This is a genomic window from Pseudoalteromonas sp. PPB1 (genome assembly GCF_015356275.1).
GTDB lineage: Bacteria > Pseudomonadota > Gammaproteobacteria > Enterobacterales > Alteromonadaceae > Pseudoalteromonas > Pseudoalteromonas rubra_D.
The window spans coordinates 91,526-110,388 of the sequence record NZ_JACEQV010000018.1 but is presented as its reverse complement, the minus strand read 5'-3'; the positions used below and the strand labels follow the sequence as shown (position 1 = coordinate 110,388).

At 44.7% G+C, this 18,863-nt stretch carries 22 protein-coding genes and 1 pseudogene; 6 read left to right on the top strand and 17 right to left on the bottom strand.

Annotated features, from left to right (window positions below; translation table 11 throughout):
- Positions 1-111 precede the first annotated feature (111 nt).
- The 9 genes from IY568_RS17515 to IY568_RS17475 form a co-directional block, all read right to left on the bottom strand.
- Entirely contained in the window at positions 112-309 is a 198-nt protein-coding gene (locus IY568_RS17515) for a type II secretion system protein GspG (protein ID WP_194868260.1), read from the bottom strand.
- 326 nt (positions 310-635) lie between these two features.
- Positions 636-1,130: an AAA family ATPase gene (locus tag IY568_RS17510; RefSeq protein WP_194868259.1), complete on the bottom strand. Its 495-nt coding sequence runs from the start codon at positions 1,128-1,130 to the stop codon at positions 636-638.
- A gap of 325 nt (positions 1,131-1,455) precedes the next feature.
- Positions 1,456-1,722 carry a hypothetical protein gene (locus IY568_RS17505; protein ID WP_138537780.1) on the bottom strand — a complete coding sequence of 89 codons (267 nt, stop codon included), beginning with the start codon at positions 1,720-1,722 and terminating at the stop codon, positions 1,456-1,458.
- Positions 1,723-1,900: 178 nt separating this feature from the next.
- On the bottom strand, positions 1,901-2,218 hold the full coding sequence (locus IY568_RS17500; RefSeq protein WP_125561714.1) for an antibiotic biosynthesis monooxygenase family protein: 318 nt from the start codon (positions 2,216-2,218) through the stop codon (positions 1,901-1,903).
- Positions 2,219-2,437: 219 nt separating this feature from the next.
- Entirely contained in the window at positions 2,438-2,797 is a 360-nt protein-coding gene (locus IY568_RS17495) for a hypothetical protein (RefSeq protein WP_194868258.1), read from the bottom strand.
- Positions 2,798-2,929: 132 nt separating this feature from the next.
- Positions 2,930-3,547: a LysE family translocator gene (locus tag IY568_RS17490; RefSeq protein WP_138537778.1), complete on the bottom strand. Its 618-nt coding sequence runs from the start codon at positions 3,545-3,547 to the stop codon at positions 2,930-2,932.
- A gap of 263 nt (positions 3,548-3,810) precedes the next feature.
- Positions 3,811-4,266: a GNAT family N-acetyltransferase gene (locus IY568_RS17485; RefSeq protein WP_194868257.1), complete on the bottom strand. Its 456-nt coding sequence runs from the start codon at positions 4,264-4,266 to the stop codon at positions 3,811-3,813.
- A gap of 190 nt (positions 4,267-4,456) precedes the next feature.
- Positions 4,457-4,987, bottom strand: a complete 531-nt coding sequence (locus IY568_RS17480; RefSeq protein ID WP_194868256.1) for a hypothetical protein — start codon at positions 4,985-4,987, stop codon at positions 4,457-4,459.
- A 112-nt stretch (positions 4,988-5,099) separates the two neighbouring features.
- The gene (locus IY568_RS17475) at positions 5,100-5,474 is read right to left on the bottom strand and encodes a hypothetical protein (protein ID WP_138537775.1); all 375 of its coding nucleotides are present in this window, start codon (positions 5,472-5,474) and stop codon (positions 5,100-5,102) included.
- A gap of 298 nt (positions 5,475-5,772) precedes the next feature.
- Here IY568_RS17475 and IY568_RS24855 point away from each other — a divergent pair.
- A pseudogene (locus IY568_RS24855) lies at positions 5,773-6,006 on the top strand (IS4 family transposase); the annotation flags it as partial.
- A 196-nt stretch (positions 6,007-6,202) separates the two neighbouring features.
- On the opposite strand, the gene IY568_RS17470 reads toward IY568_RS24855, so the two are convergent.
- The 6 genes from IY568_RS17470 to IY568_RS17445 form a co-directional block, all read right to left on the bottom strand.
- Positions 6,203-6,667, bottom strand: a complete 465-nt coding sequence (locus tag IY568_RS17470; RefSeq protein ID WP_138537774.1) for a hypothetical protein — start codon at positions 6,665-6,667, stop codon at positions 6,203-6,205.
- 90 nt (positions 6,668-6,757) lie between these two features.
- Positions 6,758-7,513, bottom strand: a complete 756-nt coding sequence (locus IY568_RS17465; protein WP_194868255.1) for a type 1 glutamine amidotransferase domain-containing protein — start codon at positions 7,511-7,513, stop codon at positions 6,758-6,760.
- Positions 7,514-7,956: 443 nt separating this feature from the next.
- Complete coding sequence (locus IY568_RS17460; protein ID WP_194868254.1) at positions 7,957-8,367, bottom strand: hypothetical protein; 411 nt, start codon at positions 8,365-8,367, stop codon at positions 7,957-7,959.
- Between the two features lie 78 nt (positions 8,368-8,445).
- The gene (locus tag IY568_RS17455; protein WP_194868253.1) at positions 8,446-8,934 is read right to left on the bottom strand and encodes a GNAT family N-acetyltransferase; all 489 of its coding nucleotides are present in this window, start codon (positions 8,932-8,934) and stop codon (positions 8,446-8,448) included.
- 103 nt (positions 8,935-9,037) lie between these two features.
- Entirely contained in the window at positions 9,038-9,598 is a 561-nt protein-coding gene (locus IY568_RS17450) for a hypothetical protein (RefSeq protein ID WP_194868252.1), read from the bottom strand.
- A gap of 184 nt (positions 9,599-9,782) precedes the next feature.
- The gene (locus IY568_RS17445) at positions 9,783-10,142 is read right to left on the bottom strand and encodes a hypothetical protein (protein WP_194868251.1); all 360 of its coding nucleotides are present in this window, start codon (positions 10,140-10,142) and stop codon (positions 9,783-9,785) included.
- 503 nt (positions 10,143-10,645) lie between these two features.
- On the opposite strand from IY568_RS17445, the gene IY568_RS17440 reads away from it, so the two are divergent.
- The 5 genes from IY568_RS17440 to IY568_RS17420 are packed head-to-tail and all read left to right on the top strand — an operon-like array spanning position 10,646 to position 17,713.
- A complete protein-coding gene (locus IY568_RS17440; RefSeq protein ID WP_194868250.1) occupies positions 10,646-11,893 on the top strand; it encodes an HlyD family secretion protein in 1,248 nt (415 codons plus the stop codon).
- Between the two features lie 11 nt (positions 11,894-11,904).
- Positions 11,905-12,612 carry an ABC transporter ATP-binding protein gene (locus tag IY568_RS17435; protein WP_194868249.1) on the top strand — a complete coding sequence of 236 codons (708 nt, stop codon included), beginning with the start codon at positions 11,905-11,907 and terminating at the stop codon, positions 12,610-12,612.
- Entirely contained in the window at positions 12,609-14,996 is a 2,388-nt protein-coding gene (locus IY568_RS17430; RefSeq protein ID WP_194868248.1) for an ABC transporter permease, read from the top strand. The genes IY568_RS17435 and IY568_RS17430 overlap by 4 nt, the downstream gene beginning before the upstream one ends.
- 18 nt (positions 14,997-15,014) lie before the next feature.
- Positions 15,015-16,421, top strand: a complete 1,407-nt coding sequence (locus tag IY568_RS17425; RefSeq protein ID WP_125561739.1) for a sigma-54-dependent transcriptional regulator — start codon at positions 15,015-15,017, stop codon at positions 16,419-16,421.
- Positions 16,422-16,423: 2 nt separating this feature from the next.
- Positions 16,424-17,713 (top strand): sensor histidine kinase, encoded by a 1,290-nt coding sequence (locus IY568_RS17420; protein ID WP_194868247.1) that lies wholly within the window; start codon positions 16,424-16,426, stop codon positions 17,711-17,713.
- 11 nt (positions 17,714-17,724) lie between these two features.
- Here the strand turns inward: IY568_RS17420 and IY568_RS17415 are convergent, their stop codons facing one another.
- Complete coding sequence (locus IY568_RS17415) at positions 17,725-18,216, bottom strand: lipocalin family protein (RefSeq protein WP_416365172.1); 492 nt, start codon at positions 18,214-18,216, stop codon at positions 17,725-17,727.
- 219 nt (positions 18,217-18,435) lie between these two features.
- Complete coding sequence (locus IY568_RS17410; protein ID WP_010381971.1) at positions 18,436-18,771, bottom strand: zinc ribbon domain-containing protein YjdM; 336 nt, start codon at positions 18,769-18,771, stop codon at positions 18,436-18,438.
- Positions 18,772-18,863 lie beyond the last annotated feature (92 nt).

Genomic DNA, 18,863 nt, shown 5'->3' with positions numbered 1-18,863 from the left:
GATAAGGGCTTTGTTGTAATCACGCCAGTTAGTGATACGCTTTTCTTTCAAAATTCAGTCTCGGTGTTTGCTTTTGAGATCTGATCACACAATGCTAGATTAGTTCAATGATTAAGGAAACAACGCCTCCTCATTACTAGGATATCGACCTGTTTTTAACTTATGCATTTCTAAGGCATCGGCAATATGCCGAAAATTGAGCTGAACAAAGTCTTTCTTACATCCCTGATTTTGCCAAAGCCACGGCCAGGCTGTGCCAACCCCCAAGAGCAAGAGTACAAGCAAAACGATAGCTCGACTTAACTTCATAAAGTGTCCTAGATGTTTCACTCCGAGTCACGAAAGTAACTTAACATTCAGTAGCTTGCTATGTTATATCGGCCAGAGTGGGGATAAATACCCGTAGGCTAAAATATACCTCGTACCTTAATTAAAGCTTAACTGGTCAGCGAGTCCTGTGAGTTCTATTTTTTGCTCACCCGACGTGCTCTTGACTAAGATACTTACGAGTCAACTTGTCGGTCCTGATATCCGAACCTATATAACTAAACAAACGGTAAACCACATATGTGGCACAGGGCCTGTGACTTGACTTTAACGGCCTTCGAGACTGATTTAAGAGCCTTTGGCTATTCTTATGTGCTCACCTTGCAGCCATGCTCGAGCTCACTGTCGGTCGGCGCTTCAAACTTAGGCTCCATGAAGTCAAACATCATGTCAGTTACTTCAAACGAATACACCTTCGAGTCCTTTTCTATATTCCGTTTAGCAACTCGCTTTCTGCGAGTCTCCTTTTGTGCGTCAAGATAATGGATCTCTGCTCTAATACCTAACTCACTCGCTTTGCCGACAAAAAGGTCACGCTGAGCTTTAGTCGTAAAACCCAAATCAAGTACAACGCTGCCGCCTAACGATAGAATTTGCTCGCAAACTTCCCATATTTGCTCGTGACAACGACCCACACGCTCCATCATCCAGGAAAAATCAAGCGACTGCATATCTTTCGCAAATAATGTCTGCATCCAGGGATCAATCGAGAATTTTACCGCGCCCAGTTCCTTACATAAAGATATTGAATAAGTCGTCTTACCTGCCCCGATAGGCCCGCAAACCAAAATTAACCGTGCCATTTTTAAATTCCTATTGTTATTTCCTGTGAACGGCACATCATACTGACCATATTGTGGTGCAGACGTATCTAGTCTAATTTTGCCAGTACAACGTCTTGAGCTCTACATATTAAACCACTCATGGCCTTACAAACCAAAGCCCTGACTAAGGGCACCAAGTTCAATAGTGATATAGCCCACCTCTAAGTTCAATAATACACTTGGTGACTCATCACTACTTTGTATTTATAGCCAAAAGATAAACAGTAAAGATATTAAATAGCTGGCTAAACACAGCTCAAACAACAGGTAACTCAGCTATTTTTAGAATATAACAAATGTCACTTCACGCTTTATTTTTAAACAGCAAAGGCGTAATTAGTAAACTGGCCAGCATGCAAAGTGCTATGATAAACCCAATATTTTGTAGCAAGCCTGTGTCAGAAAAAAGAAAAGTAAAAGCAATAAGCAACGCTGCTAATTGACTATAGCCTATCCATAATCTCGAACTACGGTTACCCGTGCCACGATACATCCAGATAAATATTACGGGTAAAACCAAAAAGAGTAGTACCATCAGAGGGTAGATGACCCCAGCACCGCCATATGTCACAGTTCCCTCCCTTCCGCGTAAAACGGTGATAAGCAGCAAAAAATAGTAGTCATAAAATAAACACTAATTTACTCATTGCCCCCTCGTTTAATGAATAAATAATCTACAACACGATAAGGTGCCTGATGCCCCAAGGTTAACCTTATGTGGCAAAACGGAGCTGAGCCTGGTTGCTCTGTTATATACCGTAATCCCGCTCTACTTTTGCAATACGCACCTTAAATGACTTGTACCAAAGCTTACGGCCTGATTTTTGCGCTTCCATGTGCTCTGCATTCGCTTTCCAGAGTTTGATGGACTCCAAATCTGTCCAATAGGACACTGTAATACCTAGCTCCTCTCTAGCTGATTCAATGCCTAAATATCCGGGTTGCTGTTCAGCTAACTCGACCATTCTACTTGCAATTTCACTATAACCATTATCCTCTTCTGTTCGACTCGAGGTAAAAATAACAGCATAGTAGGGTGGCTCCGGAGTATTAGCTAACAGTGACATCTGAATTCCTTAGGTATATGTTATTTCGCTTTTCTATACACATATTGCGACAAGCAAGCTAGTTATTGTGAGCCCTGCGTACGAAAACGCCTGGAATTTTCTATTTAAAATCGGCATGGTGAACAAACACGTCTTTTTTGAACCAATTTCCCTTATGCAAAACCAACCTGGTAACAGCAATACACAAGCCAGCTTTTATGTCTGAGAACATATGCATTTCTATTTGCCGTCTTGATGAAGCCATTGTACGTTTGTTTCTTTGATACCTAAACCAGCTTTAAACTTGACAGGGAAGGCTAATGTTGGTTTTCCTGCCCAACCTCGCTCCAGGTATAAATTATACCCTTCGCCATTTCTTTCGTACCGTACGGCAGATAACCATATACCATCCCAGTCTCCCAAAAGCTCCAACTCACTCAGGCTATCAGGGTAGTGACCATTTCTTAGTTTATGTAATTCTATGATTGATACAGCTGATACAAAGTTCTGCTTACCAAACTTCTCGTCGGCACCGGGGACTTCAAAGTCACAGCCCAATAAAATTACCGCGAGCACTATGCTGATTATTGTTTTAAACATTTACTCTCTGTCCTTTTATAAAAATCCACACCATTTCCATGCTAGATATGATACTCAATAGCTGCTGCAGTTTATGAGGGGTTACAAGCTTATGCCACGCGTTGCGCCTTCCCCTAAATCAGATTGCTAGTTTTATTGCTGACGACTTAGCAACAAATTTGCTCCAGATATAGCTAAAAAGGTTGCGCAGCCTCTATTGAAGCGCTTTGCTATTTTCGGCTTCGTGAACCACTGCCTTAGATATACTCCGAATAGGGCATAAATTGATATTGCCACTAATTCTAAAATGAGGAAAGAGGCCCCCAAAACGAAGAACTGTTCATTTACATTGGCTGTAACATCAACGAACTGAGGTAGAAAGGCAGTAAAAATTAAGATCGCCTTTGGATTTCCTGCAGCTAATAAAAACTCCTGCTTCGCTAAACCAAGTCGGTTGCGAGTACTTTCTGGTTCGGAGACTGGACTTGCTTCCGAGCGCCAGAGATTAAAGGCAATCCACAACAAGTATGCAGCACCGGCAACTTTAATGGTCAAAAACAGCGCCTCAGATGCAAAGAGCACAACCGCTAAACCTGAAGCAGCCAAAGCAATCATGACTGTGAATGCCACAATTCGACCCAGACCAGCAATAAAAGCGGATTTAAAACCGTAACAACGCGCATTGTTCATAGACAATAGGTTGTTTGGACCAGGAGTCATATTGAGCGCAAAACACGCCAACGCAAAGAATAGTAAATTCCAAAACTCCATAAATTCTCCCCATAAATATAACGCTCTTTAGAGCGGTGAGCCATAATTGGTCAGGTTTTTAAGTAAAGCAGAGCCAATTACTATAACTCTAACTTTAAGGCTTTATAATTATCTTTTTATGTATTCATAGTAGCGCTTTCTCGCTCTTTCATTCCCAGCACCAATACGCCAACCCATATAGTTATTTACATCTTTAATTGATGCTAGAGCACGCCTTTTATCTCAATCTCTAAAATCTTACCTCAGTGGCCACGAGGAACCTGTTAAGCGCCTTGCTCACCTTCATTTTTGAACATTTTATTTACCGTTACTTTTACAGAATTGTAAGTGGTTTCAAATGTTTCTGTGATCACGAAACCTGACTTTTTGTACATTTCCTTTGCGAAAGAATTCGAAGCCGCAACATACAAACTCGCACTTCGCGAGGTAAGAGACAGTAAATGCTCTAATAAGTCTTTGCCAATTCCGTGCCCTCGATGGTTAGGGTGGACAAATAACGCCCTTATTTCTGACTCAAAGATTGCGCAAAAAGCGACTATAGACTCAAGTTCGTAAACGAATATTTGGGATTCAAATAACAGTTTGCTTCGTTCCTTGTCTTCTGACAATGGAAGTAAAGTAAACAGTGTATCTTCCTGCGACAATTCGTCTAATTTAGAGAGGTTATATATTTTTTCTATTGGCAGAAAGTCGACCTCTGAATACATCCTTATGGTCAAATTTTACTCCTTACGGCTAACACCTTATTAGGCGCGTGAATGCTTGGCTAAATTTAGCGACAAAGAAGCTCAATCCCGCTGATTTACATCCTTGATTAATGCGTTTGATATTTGTTCTACTACACCAATACAGTTTTATGGCTTGTTCCACATGCTCTTAGTTATGCACGAGGTACTTTTTAACAGGCACTTATTTTTTGTTTTCTTCATTTGGTGGTACATATGGATATTTCATCCCTGGGGCCCATTTTATTTTCTTATCTACGTATTCAGAAAAACCAGTGCCATCCTCTATGCCCAAAACTGAATGGCCAAAACAACTAACTAGTACAACCATTGATTCAGTACCACCATAAGGGTAGTCATGAGGATGAAAGTTCAGATGGTGGCCCCCATTCTCTTTCGTGATGGAAATAAGATCGTAATCTCCATTCCAGAAAGCTTCATACATTGACTCTAAATCCCATGGTGGCAATGGCATTTCAGGAGATAGGCGAACCTCAACGGCGGTCTCTGCCCAAAAGTTTTGCCATTCTTTCAGCTCTTCGTTCGATGGGTCCCAGAAATGGCGCTTTTCACTTTCCGAAAGAAACTCGCTCAGTTTCATTTCGTCTGGCCCTTTCGAAGAATCTTTCTCTTTTTTCAGTAACTCAAAGAAACTTGTAAGCCGTGCCAGTGACTCATCACCCTGTGCATTAAATTTTACGTGGCAATATTTCATTGGTTCCCCTTGAGCATATGACACTTCGCTAAAGCGTCGCAAAATAACAGACTAAAATTAGCGAAATAAGGAGCGCAAGCCTGCTGTTTTTCGTCCTTGGCTGAAACGTTATTTAGGCCTGTGTAATGATTCTTCGTTGCCAGAGCAATAACACCCCAGCAAACACAATTGAAATAAATGATAAACAGAACAGCGGTTGCGAAGTTCCGGTAACACCAAAGGCCGTTAAAATTATCAGGCTTAAAGCTAAAAACAAGCAAGTTAATCTTGTCACATTTGGAAAGTCATATATCGATTTCACACCAAAAAAAATACACGTCAACCCCAGTAAAGAAAAAGTGAACAGACCAAAATAAAATAAACTTTCAAACATCATGAATGCACTGACAGACAAACTAATCAAAGATAACACGCCCCAGCCGACTGCTGAAGGAAGTATTAAAACCATCAAAAGTAGTTGTCTTATAAAGTTATTTTTCCGATTCAAAGGTATTCCTAACGCCCGTATCTGAGGAATCCCCAGATATTCATATTTAAAATCAATGCGATGGAGACACAAGGTATTGTTTGATTTAACTTATTTCGCTAAAGCTAACGAGATAACAACACCCGGTGTATTCTCTCCATCCTATACGATATGCTTAGAAAAAACTGCCCCAAATTCATGCCCGGCATCTTGGTATTAATGCTGGCAACCGAAATGCCGGGTTTCGACAGGTTGATAAAAAGGTTGGTCATGGCTCAGACGGATGCGTAGCAAAATCACTGTTCGCGAGCGTATGTAAATCGAAGAAAACTTTCGAGATCTGAAAAGCCCTCAATACGGTATGTGCCTCAGACATAGTAAAAGCCGATGTACCCTACCGGCTCGATACACTGTTATTGCTCTATTTACTTGCGACAATTATCCTCTGGTGGTTTGGCCTGTATGCTCGCACTCAAATAGGCAACGAAAGTTCCTGGCAAATACAATCAGAGATTGTGCCGTTTTGTCGACTGTCAGACTTGGCAAAAAGGTTATTTGACGAAATGGCGTGGAAACAGTCACGCAAGACTATAAGTGAAGAGGTTTGCTTCACATCGCAGCTTGAGAGCCCTCTTTTATGAGGGGTCCACAAGCGCCGCAGTATCTAGCTAAAAATAGCTGATAAGTAATTTATGGGCACAAACAAAGGCAACTACTTTTTGTCCGCGTTTACAATTTTGTTAGGTAAACTATTGACGCCTTCGGCCTCGGCTCCAATTAACAGTCGCGCAAATAGCAACAATCAACGGAGTAATGAACAGTGAAAATATAATATATAAATTGTAGTCACTTTTTTGCTCAGCAAAATCATATTGTTCGATGCCATCAACTTTCAGAGAAAAGACGTGAAGCTTTAACAAGATATTTCTCTGTACTGCCTCAAAAGAGCGTGCATTTTGATAAAATGCCACAAGCTGTGAACACTCTCCTTCTTTACTAAATTTCATCTCAAGCCCTGATTTATCTGTAAAAAATGTTAGCTTTTTCTGCATAAACGAACGTGAGCCCTCTTTACATTCTACAGAACGTATTTCTCCCTGAAGTTTTTCAAATTCAGTAAGCTCCCCAATACTGTCAGCATACTCAAATACAGAGAATCCATATACTAAACTGCTCAAGCCTATTAACCAAAGAAACTTTATAAATGCTGGCATCAATTCTCCTGCTCACCAAAAACCATACTCTGAGGAATCTTCAGAAGGCGCCAAATACTGACATTTAGCTATTGACGCCATAACCTTTTGTTAAGTACCACTATTAGTAATAATCATTTCCTTTGCAACCAGAGCAGCAGATGGTAAAAACATAGTTGTAACCACACGTTGGTCAATGACAACATCATGTTTATTTTTTAATGTTTCCTTATTTTGCGCAAATGCCCCGTTCTTATTAAGCTGGCTTTCAATCAAAAAGGGTAATAGCGTCCCTTGTTTCGCCCACTTTTTCGATTTTTCTGTGGAGTTAGGGAAACCTGCGACTTTTTTACCCTTAACGAGAAATTGCCCGGAAGCCAATTTCACGTTAGCAATACCTGCAGCCCCATGACCACCCGTGCCTACAACACCGCCCGACTCATAGATTCTGGCAATGATTGACTGTATTTCTTTATTGCTCGCCACATCAAAAACAGGGCCGTACCCTCCACCTATATATACGCCCCAGTAGTCATCAGGATTAACGTCTTCTGGTTGAAGTGAACTGTTAGCTTTACCTAAAAAGTTCTCGTATTTTATTGTATAACTGCTGATTCCGAGAGGGTCCATCATAAAAGGAACTTTCCCACCTTGAGGTGATACAAAGTCCACGTCAAAGCCATGACTAACAAACACATGATATGGCGGTGCCACTTCCCATAGGTTGTTTCTTGCATCATGTTTTTCTGGATCTCCCATGTTTTCCATATTTGATACAATAATCAATACTTTTTTAGCTGGCTCAGCGTACAAAACACTTGATAGCAACAGACAAAGTGCACTAAAAAATAAACTAAAAAACTTCATAATTCCCCTTAATTAAACCTGTGCCACAAAGACACATAACCTGTTGATTTTTATATCTTATTACATTTCACCATGAATACCCAGCAATAAATTCCCGATAACAGAAACTTTTACAAAACACTTACCTCCCCCTCAAGTGTTCTTTGCACAGGTTCTCGCACACTTGATGCTATCCTGCTATCTCTTGTCTGGGATCATTAGTTCTGACATATTAGATGACTGCCCACAGTCAGATTCGGCAAAGAGGTCGGACGACGAAATGATTATTTTATGCCAGGGAAACGATTACACGGTGCTATACACGAATACGTGCGTTTGATACACCAGCTTGAGCGAACTCAATTATTTAAGAAACTCCACGCGTCGCTGTAGCTGGCTTAAAATATAAGCGCGAACAAAACAATGGTTTCCTGCCCGCGTTGATAATCTAATTAGATTACTGTTCATAAACACGTATTACTGCGAATTCTGCGTACTTTTCGCCCTGCACTTGAAATAAACACAAATGATTTATCATCGATAGTGACTATTTTGTCTGTAACTATTATGCCTGTAGGCAACGGGTTTTGACCTTGGCTTTCTGTTACCGTGATCGTGAGTTGTCCACCTTTAATCAACCAACTGCCGAGAGTAATTGAGTCTATCGAATTGCATTTACCGGAAGTGTATTGAATATGCTCTATAGTGCCATCACTTCTATAAGTACTGATATGATCTTCTTGCCCATAATACTTATCTGTTTTTGAAATTGACCATGACCCAACCAGTTTTTTCGAAAGTTCAAAATCTGAAATTGGTTGAGCAGTAACATCAACAGACACAGTTAACAGAAACGCTACTATTGTATATTTCAAAATAAGCTCCCTTTTTAAATAAACCTGACGCCTTGCTCGGCCGCCGCCGGGGTGTAGTCGATTAGATGCAGTACCTTACTATGCTGCTAAAACCTTCTCCATTAAGACTGCATTTTTTCCATAACCTGGATATAGATTTGCTCCTGAGATTTCTTCGAAGCCCAGTAATGACCAAAAGCGACCAGCGCCTTGAACAGCAACAAGAGTGATTCGCTTAACCCCTTTACTTACACACACTTTTATTAGCAATTCCATCATTGAACGGCCTATTCCTTGGCCCTTGAAGTGTGGACCAACTGCCATATCATGGAGAAATAAGGAGTCGCTATTTACAAGGTCTGGCAAAGGCTCAAACAGCTTGGGAGGCTCATTGCCGATCCAAGGATGTGCCAACAAATAGCCTAAAACATCATCTCTATCTGACACGCAGACAAAGCAAGTGTCCGGTGAAGCAGATTGCTTAGATTTGAGTACCTCTAGTTCTTCTAAGCCAACTTCATGATAGGCACTATCTTGAATTTCTAAGATCCCGATCCAATTCTTTTCTTCGATTTTTTGAATTTTCATTTGTTTTGTATGACAGCGTCAAAGGATGATACTACTTGGCTATACTTGTGCAACGAAACGGAGCTGAGCCAAGCGTTAGCAGCCCCACTACTTAATGCACTGGTTATATTTCTCTTTGTACTGAGCAATTCGCGTGCTTTCCAAAGTGGTCAACAGCAAAGCTAAACAGTACCTTTACCATGAAAAAAATACTCACCATCAAAAACCAAAGTGGCAGTGACAAGTAAATCAATAAAAAGATGCCATAGCACATAAAATTAGCGGCAACAAAAGACTGAATTGACTTCCCCTTTAGCGCATTGACTATCAATGCTGACACGATAGTGTAGCCCCAAATCATGATTGCACTACCCATGGGTTCAGAAAGCAACCATGCAATAGCTAAAATATGAACGTGAATGGCGATAAAAATAAGGCGACTTTTGGGCCGCCGAGAATAAAATTCATTCGTGCCATAGCTAAAATTAGCAATGCAGCCCGCCAATACATCAAAGATTAATAGAAAAGCTATGATTGATTTCCAATTATCTAAGCTTGTATCTGCAACTGAATAAACAATCCAACTTCCGAACAAGGCAAATACAATCGTACAACAAACCTCTAAAAGTGATTGTTTTTCACCAAATACTTCGAAAAGAAATTCTGGGGTTTTAAAGTACCTCATTGCCTGTGTACCACTTCCTTATATGCACCGAATTTTGATGTGAAATATAACGCCATAATAGAGCAGCCAATACGTAGGTTGCTTTGTGTTAATTTGGTTCAAAGCGACAACACAAAGCAACTGGAGTGTTGAAAATCCAATCGACCCGTTTTAGCCGGCGTTTTTGAATTTCCTTGTTAACAATTTAGTTTGGCAACTTAATACGTTTAAATATGAATACCCTTGTCCCCTTTTGAAGATTAAGTTCATGTTTATTTCTTAATAGAATCTTTAACTTCTGACTTTGAGCACCATTTTGTAAGAAAGATGGCTGATTAACATTACGATTAAAGAAGTAGAAATAGTCGTTATCGAACTCAATATTTCCACTTTCGATGATGGGCTCTTTTGGATCGAAACCGTAGCAATCATTATAAATCCTATAATTACCACCCTTAAGTTTTAGCGCATCAGGACACTCGAGCTCTTCACCAAACTGAAGCCATGTGTCAGCACTTGCCGGAAAGTTCAGTAGGATTGTAAAGATAGCTATTATTCTGCTCATAACCAAAGACCGCTACCAATATATTTGTGAGAATGCCGGTTAAAGCCTGCTCTCAGGTTTTAACGGCATTCTCACAAATAAATTAACATAATAGGAACAACCTACCACCCTGAACCTTAACCTGCAAGCCTGGTGTAGCCTGAAAAAAGCGAGCCTTGATATTGGCGAGACCTGAGCGCTTGGATAAAACGTACATGTAAGACTGATATAATGGCTCATTAATTTTTGCCTGTGAATCTGCGTATATGTTTTTTGATATGTACTGAAGCATCCAGGAAGACAAGGAACGTGTTTTTGTCTATTTATTCACCTTAGCGCGAGCTACAGGAACCTGACAAACCCAACTTAGATCGTCCTCCCATTTCCAAAAATCGCAATTTCACTTCCACAAATAAAGCCGAGTACACATACTCAAAAAACAGCCAAAACCAACAAATACAAACACTTAAAAAATGGCATGTGACTTGTAATGTCTACTATCAAGTACCCTTAGAGGATTGAGTATGGACATACAAGTCGAACAAAAAAAGAACACCCAAGTGAATTGGCTGTGGCTAGGCGGGATTACCTTGTTCGTTGTCGTGGCGGGCTGGCTGCTCGCCCAGCCCAGCGCGCAGGCATCCTTGTCGACAGAGGATGCCTGGATTGGTGAGGTCAGACAGGGAGATTTAGTCATTTCAGTGGCCGGGTTTGGTCAGCTTAAATCGCGCACGCCGCGTTTGATCAGTGCAGCCAGTGAAGCCACGATAGAGGAAATCGCACTACGCCCGGGTATTGAGGTTACGCCCGACAGTGTGATCATGCGACTTAAGGATGCCAACCTGACTCAGGCACTAAAAGATGCAAAACGCACGCTGCAACAGGCAAAAGATCAATATTTGCAATCAAACATTAATCAGCAGCGTGAAATGCTGTCGCATCAGGCAGATCTGGAGATCTTAAAATCTGATTTAGAACGTGCTGAGTTAGAGGTGTCTGCTCAGGCAGGTCTGGTTGAGGATGGTGCAGTATCCAAACTGGATTATCAGCGTACAGTTCTGGAACATCGCCAGTTAACCCGCAGGATTGACATTGAACAACGTCGTATCAGTCAACTTGAAACCTTGCATACAGCTAACTTACAGCTGGCCAACTCAGATATCGAAGCCGCCGAAGAGGCTTATCAGCTGATCCAGCACAGAGTTGACCGCCTCACTGTGCGGGCGGGGATCACAGGTGTGGTGCAGCAGGTATATGTCGAACTGGGGCAAAGTGTGCCCATGGGGGCGCAACTGGCGTTGGTTGGCAGCACCCGCGATTTATATGCCCGATTGCAAATTCCACAGGCATATGCGGAGCAAGTAGCACTGACGCAATCGGTTCAGGTGAACACCCGCTCAGATCTAATCACAGGCACTGTCTCGCGTATAAACCCTGTGGTGCAAAATGGCAATATTGAGGTTGAAGTAGCACTGCCCAAAACTTTACCCGACAGCGCCCGGCCCGAGCTCAATATTGAAGGCACTATACATATCAACACACTCAACGACGCGCTGTTTATCGACAAGCCTGTCGGTGCCAAAGCCTTTAGCCACGCCAGGTTATACCGTATCGACGCGAATACCCATCAAGCACACGCCATTAAGGTACACTATGGCGCCCAAACCGCACAGCATATTCAGCTGCTATCCGGCGCACAACCAGAGCAGCGCTTTATTCTGTCGGATATGGCATCCTATCAGGATGAGCCGGTCGTGTACCTGAGTAAATAAGGAAACTAACAATGAACAACAAATGCGTTATTAAACTCACAGATATCACCAAACACTTCCTGCTCAGTGGTATGGAAACACAAGCCTTACGTGGCGTGAACCTGAGTATCAACGAGGGTGAATATGTTTCTATCTCTGGCCCATCCGGTTGCGGCAAATCTACCCTACTCAATATTCTGGGCCTGTTAGACACGCCTACTGGCGGCAGTTATCAGATCGCCGGAAACGACGCCAGCCAACTCAGTGTCAATCAACGCGCAACATTAAGAAACAAGCACATTGGCTTCGTCTTTCAGTCGTTCAATCTGATAGATGAACTGAATGTATTCGACAACCTGGCGCTGCCAGTTAAGTACAGTGCGCATCCTCTGAATGGCACTCAGCTCAAAGAGCGAGTGATGCATTGTCTGGAACTGGTGCAAATGACACATAGGATAAACCATCAGCCCAATCAACTGTCGGGTGGTCAGCAGCAGCGCATTGCCATCGCACGGGCGTTGGTCAATCAGCCAGATATTCTGCTGATTGATGAGCCCACCGGTAACCTGGATTCCAAAAACGGTGATGCTGTCATGCAGATGCTGCACGACTTAAACGCACAAGGCACCACCATGTGCATGGTCACACACGACCTGAGGTATGCCGATATGGCCAGTCGCAAACTGTTCCTACTTGATGGCGTTATGGTAGATGAGGTGAAGCTGGAGATGGCAGGATGATCAAAGAAGAACTTAAACTGGCAGCGTCTAACCTGAAAAAGCTGCCCGGCTTTAGCTTCACCGTGATTTTTACACTAGCGCTGACCCTGGCTGCGCTGTGTGTAGTGATCAACATCAACCACCGGTTGCTGACCAAGCCCTTACCCTACCCCAATGCCGATACCTTATGGGTTACCGATCAGAGCGAAACCATCAACGGCGAGACACAATACGGCTTTCAGATGTTGCCAACTCAAGTGCTGCTCTACCAGGATCAACAGTTTATTGATGAAATGGCCATGCTGCATCACACCTCACCTCGTCTGATGGATGTCGACGGACGACCCACAGTGGATGTGCTGCGTGTTTCCCCTGAATTTTTTTCGTTACTCGGCGTGCCCATGCATTTGGGCCGCGCATTGAACAGCAATGAAGGGATCAGCGATGAACAAAAAGTGCTGGTACTCAGTTATCAGGCCTGGCTGGAAGACTTCAATGCAGATCCCGCCGTAATTGGCACCTTTACCCAGCTGAACCGGGTTGCTTATCAAATTGTGGGAGTCGTTGCCGAGAACTTTGAAGTACCAGAGATTTTTCGCAGCTCTGAGATCACTGGATTCAGCAGCTTCCCAGAAGCACTTAGCACCACTAATAACTGGAACAGCATCAGCAGCCAGTTTAATGGGATCGCTCGCTTTAAGCCGGGTGTGAACACAGCGCAAGCCAATCACTCACTGGGTGAGCAGATCAATACCCTGTATCAATCTCAGGAGAACGTTGCCCCCGATACCGCCATCGGGGCACGCTTCACCCCATTGCGCACCAGAATCATCGCCGAGAGCGATAACCTGGCATTGAGTTTGTTGTTTTCCGCGGCAGTGCTGGTTTTGATTGCGCTGACCAATGTCACCAACCTGTTTTTATCACGAGGCGCACAAAAGCAACGTACTATTGCAATTCAGGCTGCACTAGGAGCTAAGCCACGCCATATTTTCATCAGTATGTTTTGTGAAGGTGCTTTATTGATTGGCGCCGCAACCGTGCTCGGCTTACTGGGCGCGCAGTGGCTGAATGTCCTTTTGGCCGACGACTTGAGCTATCTATTCACTCGTATGCAGGCATTGTCGCTCGATGCGCCCACTATTGTAGTTACAATTACCCTGGCGCTGCTTATCACTCTGCTCATTGCCGCCATCACCAGCAGTCAAGTTAACTACCATGCCCTGACAGGCGCCCTGCATGCCAGCGGCAAAGGCACAGGTGCGCAAATCTCTATCCGCATTCGTCATATCCTGGTGGCACTACAAGTGATGTTTGCCAGTTTATTGCTGTTTCTGGCGGCCAATAAGCTCCTGCCCGCCTATCATAAAATGACCCACCCAACCGGGTTCAATACTGAACACCTCTACTATGTGCGTGTTGATAGCAGTGCCACTGAGATTGACCCATTTGAACTAACCCGACAGGTGAAAAGTACCCTGAGTGCACAAGCAAATGTCGATTCTGTGGCAGCCAGTGCAGCCTCTCCATTAGCCATGAGCTGGAAAAACTACCTATATGACGAACAAATTGCGCTATTGGGCATAACCAGTTTGGCATTTTTAGATCAGGATGCTTTCGCTACTTTATCTTTGCCTGTCAGGCAAGGGCGCAGCTTTACCCCTATTGCAGCCTCTGGAGAGGATAACAACGAAGTTATCATCTCGGAGTCACTGGCCAAACGCCTGTATGACACAAATAACCCGCTTGGGCAAACGCTATACATCGACCAGGAAACTCCAAGACAAGTTGTCGGTGTCGTAGGCGACGTTTACGTACCCACCGGCCCGCTAGGGTATGAATTGGAGCGCTACTATGTACCGCTCACCGAAGGCAGCAATGCGTTTATTATCAAAGCCAGCGGGCCTTTATCAAAAGTGCAATTTGGTGAGGTACTGAGAGATATTCATCCGACCTTAAACTTCTCGGTTTTCAGGAAAGTGGATGATATGCTCAGTCAGCGACTCAGACAAACCTGGCTTCAGGCCATGCTGACCGTGGCGTTATTGGCACTGACGCTTAGCCTGGCTGGCGCAGGCATTTACGGTGTACTTACCTATAGCGTGCAAATGCGTCGTTACGAGTTGGGCATTCATTTGTCTCTGGGGGCACACACACATAAACTGGCCGCTATGATCATAAAACAGAGTTTTGTGCCAATTTTTACCGGCCTGGCAGTCAGCCTGCTATTTGCAAGCCTGGGTTATCTGGTGTGGTCTCGTATCGGCGACGGACCAGTCGATGTGAACTGGCTGGCCATCATCAGCAGCATTCCGGTGATGCTACTGGTCGCACTAGTTGCCAGTTATCTGCCAGTACAAAAGGTGATCCGTCAGGACCCTATCCGGGCATTGAGAAATGAATAACAAATCGAACAACAGTCAATGAGGAAATGCAGGCGCTTCAAAGCGCCTGCCAGTTATACCATGCAAGGCACCCTACTTATCGTAGATGACAAGGCGGATATTCGCCTGAGTCTTCACATGCTGCTGAAAAACAGCGGCTTTAACACTCTCCAATGCAGCTCGCTGAGTGCTGCGGCAGACACGCTTGCACAGCAATCTGTCGACCTGGTGTTGCTCGATATGAACTATGAACTGGATACCACGTCGGGTCAGGAGGGCCTGCAGTTTTTATCTAAGCATGCCAAAGCAACCCCATCCAGCCCGGCGTTTATCGCTATGACCGCCTGGTCGAGTGTGACCCTGGCTGTCGAAGCCATGCAGCGTGGCGCTGTGGATTTTTTTGCCAAGCCCTGGGACAACCACGCCGTACTGATGATGATCAAAAAACATCTGGGGCTGAGACAAATGGCCCAGGCTCGGCAAAGCGCAACTCTTATCGCTCAAAAAACCACTGACAAGACACTACGGTGGCTCAGTCCGCAGATGCAAACACTCAAAAAGCAACTTGACCGGGTTGCGCCAACCGGGGCCAATATTTTATTGCGCGGTGAGAACGGCACAGGTAAATCCCAGATTGCTCAGTACCTCCACCAGCAGAGCGCCCGGACAGGTACACTGATCAGCGTAAATATGGCAGCTATCCCCGATCCCTTGTTCGAAAGCGAACTATTTGGTCATGTTAAAGGGGCCTTTACCGATGCCAGGCAGGACCGCGAAGGCCGTTTTACTCAGGCCACTGGCGGCACCCTGTTTTTAGATGAAATTGCCACGCTGAGCGAATCACAACAAGCTAAGTTATTACGGGTACTGGAGAATGGCGAATACGAGCCTGTGGGCGCAGATCACACCCTTCACGCCGATTGTCGCCTGATCAGCGCCACCAATGCAGATTTAGAGGCGCTTCAAGCACAAGAGAGATTTCGCCAGGATCTGTATTTCAGGCTCAACACCATAGAGCTGACTGTGCCACCTCTGCGCCAGCGCAGTGATGAAATCATTCCGCTGGCAAAACACTTTATCTCGCACCATGCGCAAACCTACGGCTTGCCTGAATTAATTTTGTCTGATTGTGCATGCAACACCTTGCAAGCCTATCACTGGCCGGGAAATGTACGGGAGCTAAGTCATATCATGGAGCGCGCCGTATTGATGTGCGACGAGTCCGAGATCACTGCCCGTCAGTTGCAAATAAAAGCCGTCAAAACCGAGCTCAACAATCCGGTGTCAGAGTTGGTAACTCTGGAGCAGGCAGAGCAAAAACTCATCCGAATGGCACTGGCTCAATGTCAGGACAACGTTGAAGACGCCTCACTCCTGCTGGGGATCAGTAAAAGTGCGTTGTATCGGCGCATGGATAAATTCAACATTAAGACCCGGCACTCGTAAATATGATGGCGCTGAGTTACGAACGATCCGCAGCCCTATTTTGCATGTTAGTGTGGCTGCTACTGGCCTCGCTCAGTACCGGGTTACTGCTCAGTCTGGGCAGTGGCTGGCTGGGTGTCATTACACTTTGGGTCCTGGGATTGTGCCCGGCTGCGCTGCTGCTACAACATATCAAAGTGCGCCTTATTCAGCCTTTTTACCATCTGACGACGACCATTGAAGCCATGCGGCTGGAAGACTATGGTCAACGCTTTTACACTACCGACAAAAGCGGCATTCTGGCCCAGCTGCAAACCGAAACCAGCCAACTATGTGATCATTTACAAGCGTATAAATCTGCACGGGATCATCAGGCAATCTTATTGTTCAGGCTCATTGAGCAGCTGCCCAGCCCCATTGTGGTGTTTGATGAAAGCAACACGCTGGTTCATGCCAACGACGCTTTTTCAAACTGGACCGGCAAACCCTGGCAAACGCAAAAACGACTCAAGGCCGCTCATTTCAGCCTGATACAAACTAACGGGCAGTGGCAATTCAGTCACCTGTCGCTGGCTCAGCAATGGCAGATCCGGCAAAGCCAGATCCCCATTGACGACAGCCACGCTCATTTATTGATCCTGACCGATGTCCAGTCTGTGGTCAGTCAGGCGCAGCGCGACGCCTGGCAAAAAATGATCCGCATTCTGAGCCATGAGATCCACAACTCACTATCTCCCATCAAATCACTGGCACAGACACTGCAAATGTTACAAGCCGGCGCCGATACGCAAGCTGATTTTGAACAGGCGCTGGCAGTAATAGTACAGCGCAGTGACGGGCTGATGTCATTCGTCAATCGCTACGCCAGCGTTGCCCGGCAACACCAGCTGCATACAGAAACGGTAAGTATTGACGCCCTGCTCAGCCCCATACAGGTTTTATATGACACCCGGGTCCGCTGTTCAATTGAGCAGACCTTTGCACTGCATGTGGATGTCAGCCTGCTGGAACAGGTATTGGTTAACCTGATCACTAACGCGCTGGAGGCCAGCGATGAAACCGGGATGGTTGATATTATCGTTAGCAACACAGCACAATACGCGTTTATAGATATTCTGGATGAAGGTCAGGGACTCACTAACCAAGACAACTTGTTCGTGCCCTTTTACACAACCAAACCAAATGGCAAAGGCATTGGTCTGGTGCTGTGTAAAAACATTGTAGAGCAGCACAATGGCCAATTAACCCTGGTCAATCGTACAGATAAGACAGGTGCCAGAGCCAGAGTTCAGTTACCGCTAGAGCTGGCATGAGCAAAACCAGATCACTGCTCAACAAAGATCAGCGCGTCGGTATCAAAGCCTCGATCAGCCGCCATGCTGACAAACTTATCGATGATCGCCTGATCGACTTGTGGGGTACGAGAGAGTAGCCATAAGTACTCCGTGTCCGGACCAGACACAAACGCATATTGATAGTTATCGTGGTCGAGCTCAAACACAACATAAGCCCCATAAAACGGACCAAAGAACGACACTTTCAGGTAGGCTTCATCGTCCTGGTTGACAAAAAACGCTTTACCTTCAGCTTCGCGCCACTGATTTTCTGCTGCGTTGAAGCCGCGATTAATGACCTTCACGCCGCCGTCTTCGCGCATACTATATTGCGCCGTCACCCGGGTCAGGCCGCGCTCAAAAGAGTGATCTAGGCGGGCAATCTCGTACCACTTGCCCAGGTAGCGATTGAGCTCAAAATTCCCCACAGGCTGCACGCCCTGTGGCATGCCCAGACAACTACTGAGGACAAGCGTCATCATGATAATTAAGACTGTTTTCAATGTCTGCTCCTTGTATAGTTAATCTTGTGTAGTACGACATAATAAAGAAGTCGGTTCACAGGTTTGCGGGCATTTCACGACATGAGGTGCCAGTGAGACAGAGTTTAGCAGTGATGGTGGTGTCTTGGTTGGAAGATCCCGTGTTAGAACACGGGATAACAAGCTGAGTGCCCTGGGTGGCTTGAGTAAATTACCCGTTTAGGCCTTTTTCACAAATTTCGCGGTGACCATCATTTCGCCTACACCATCGACCTTGCAATCCAGTTCGTGGTCTTTTTTATCCAGAACACGACGAACCAGAGCTTTAGTGCCAATTTTGATCACCTGAGAACTGCCTTTGATTTTCAAATCTTTGATCACAGTCACTTTGTCACCGTCGGCAAGCAATGCCCCGTTGGCATCTTTTACTGTGATTACATCGTCTTCGTTGACTTCATTTGGGTTCCATTCATAGGCGCATTCCGGGCACACCAGATTGCTTTGATCCTGATAGACGTATTCAGAATTACATTTCGGGCAAGGAGGTAAAGACATGCTGACTTACTACATTTTGATTCATTTGGCCTGCATAGTAATGGCTCGCACGCGGATGTGCCAGTGCTAAGCCAATATTTATTGATTTAGTG

Excerpts from the sequence above, each read along its gene's own strand:
- IY568_RS17515 (WP_194868260.1), bottom strand. The coding sequence starts at position 309 with ATGAAGTTAAGTCGAGCTATCGTTTTGCTTGTACTCTTGCTCTTGGGG.
- IY568_RS17510 (WP_194868259.1), bottom strand. The coding sequence starts at position 1,130 with ATGGCACGGTTAATTTTGGTTTGCGGGCCTATCGGGGCAGGTAAGACG.
- IY568_RS17500 (WP_125561714.1), bottom strand. The coding sequence starts at position 2,218 with ATGTCACTGTTAGCTAATACTCCGGAGCCACCCTACTATGCTGTTATT.
- IY568_RS17495 (WP_194868258.1), bottom strand. The coding sequence starts at position 2,797 with ATGTTTAAAACAATAATCAGCATAGTGCTCGCGGTAATTTTATTGGGC.
- IY568_RS17490 (WP_138537778.1), bottom strand. The coding sequence starts at position 3,547 with ATGGAGTTTTGGAATTTACTATTCTTTGCGTTGGCGTGTTTTGCGCTC.
- IY568_RS17480 (WP_194868256.1), bottom strand. The coding sequence starts at position 4,987 with ATGAAATATTGCCACGTAAAATTTAATGCACAGGGTGATGAGTCACTG.
- IY568_RS17470 (WP_138537774.1), bottom strand. The coding sequence starts at position 6,667 with ATGCCAGCATTTATAAAGTTTCTTTGGTTAATAGGCTTGAGCAGTTTA.
- IY568_RS17465 (WP_194868255.1), bottom strand. The coding sequence starts at position 7,513 with ATGAAGTTTTTTAGTTTATTTTTTAGTGCACTTTGTCTGTTGCTATCA.
- IY568_RS17455 (WP_194868253.1), bottom strand. The coding sequence starts at position 8,934 with ATGAAAATTCAAAAAATCGAAGAAAAGAATTGGATCGGGATCTTAGAA.
- IY568_RS17450 (WP_194868252.1), bottom strand. The coding sequence starts at position 9,598 with ATGAGGTACTTTAAAACCCCAGAATTTCTTTTCGAAGTATTTGGTGAA.
- IY568_RS17445 (WP_194868251.1), bottom strand. The coding sequence starts at position 10,142 with ATGAGCAGAATAATAGCTATCTTTACAATCCTACTGAACTTTCCGGCA.
- IY568_RS17440 (WP_194868250.1), top strand. The coding sequence starts at position 10,646 with ATGGACATACAAGTCGAACAAAAAAAGAACACCCAAGTGAATTGGCTG.
- IY568_RS17435 (WP_194868249.1), top strand. The coding sequence starts at position 11,905 with ATGAACAACAAATGCGTTATTAAACTCACAGATATCACCAAACACTTC.
- IY568_RS17430 (WP_194868248.1), top strand. The coding sequence starts at position 12,609 with ATGATCAAAGAAGAACTTAAACTGGCAGCGTCTAACCTGAAAAAGCTG.
- IY568_RS17425 (WP_125561739.1), top strand. The coding sequence starts at position 15,015 with ATGAGGAAATGCAGGCGCTTCAAAGCGCCTGCCAGTTATACCATGCAA.
- IY568_RS17420 (WP_194868247.1), top strand. The coding sequence starts at position 16,424 with ATGATGGCGCTGAGTTACGAACGATCCGCAGCCCTATTTTGCATGTTA.
- IY568_RS17415 (WP_416365172.1), bottom strand. The coding sequence starts at position 18,216 with ATGATGACGCTTGTCCTCAGTAGTTGTCTGGGCATGCCACAGGGCGTG.
- IY568_RS17410 (WP_010381971.1), bottom strand. The coding sequence starts at position 18,771 with ATGTCTTTACCTCCTTGCCCGAAATGTAATTCTGAATACGTCTATCAG.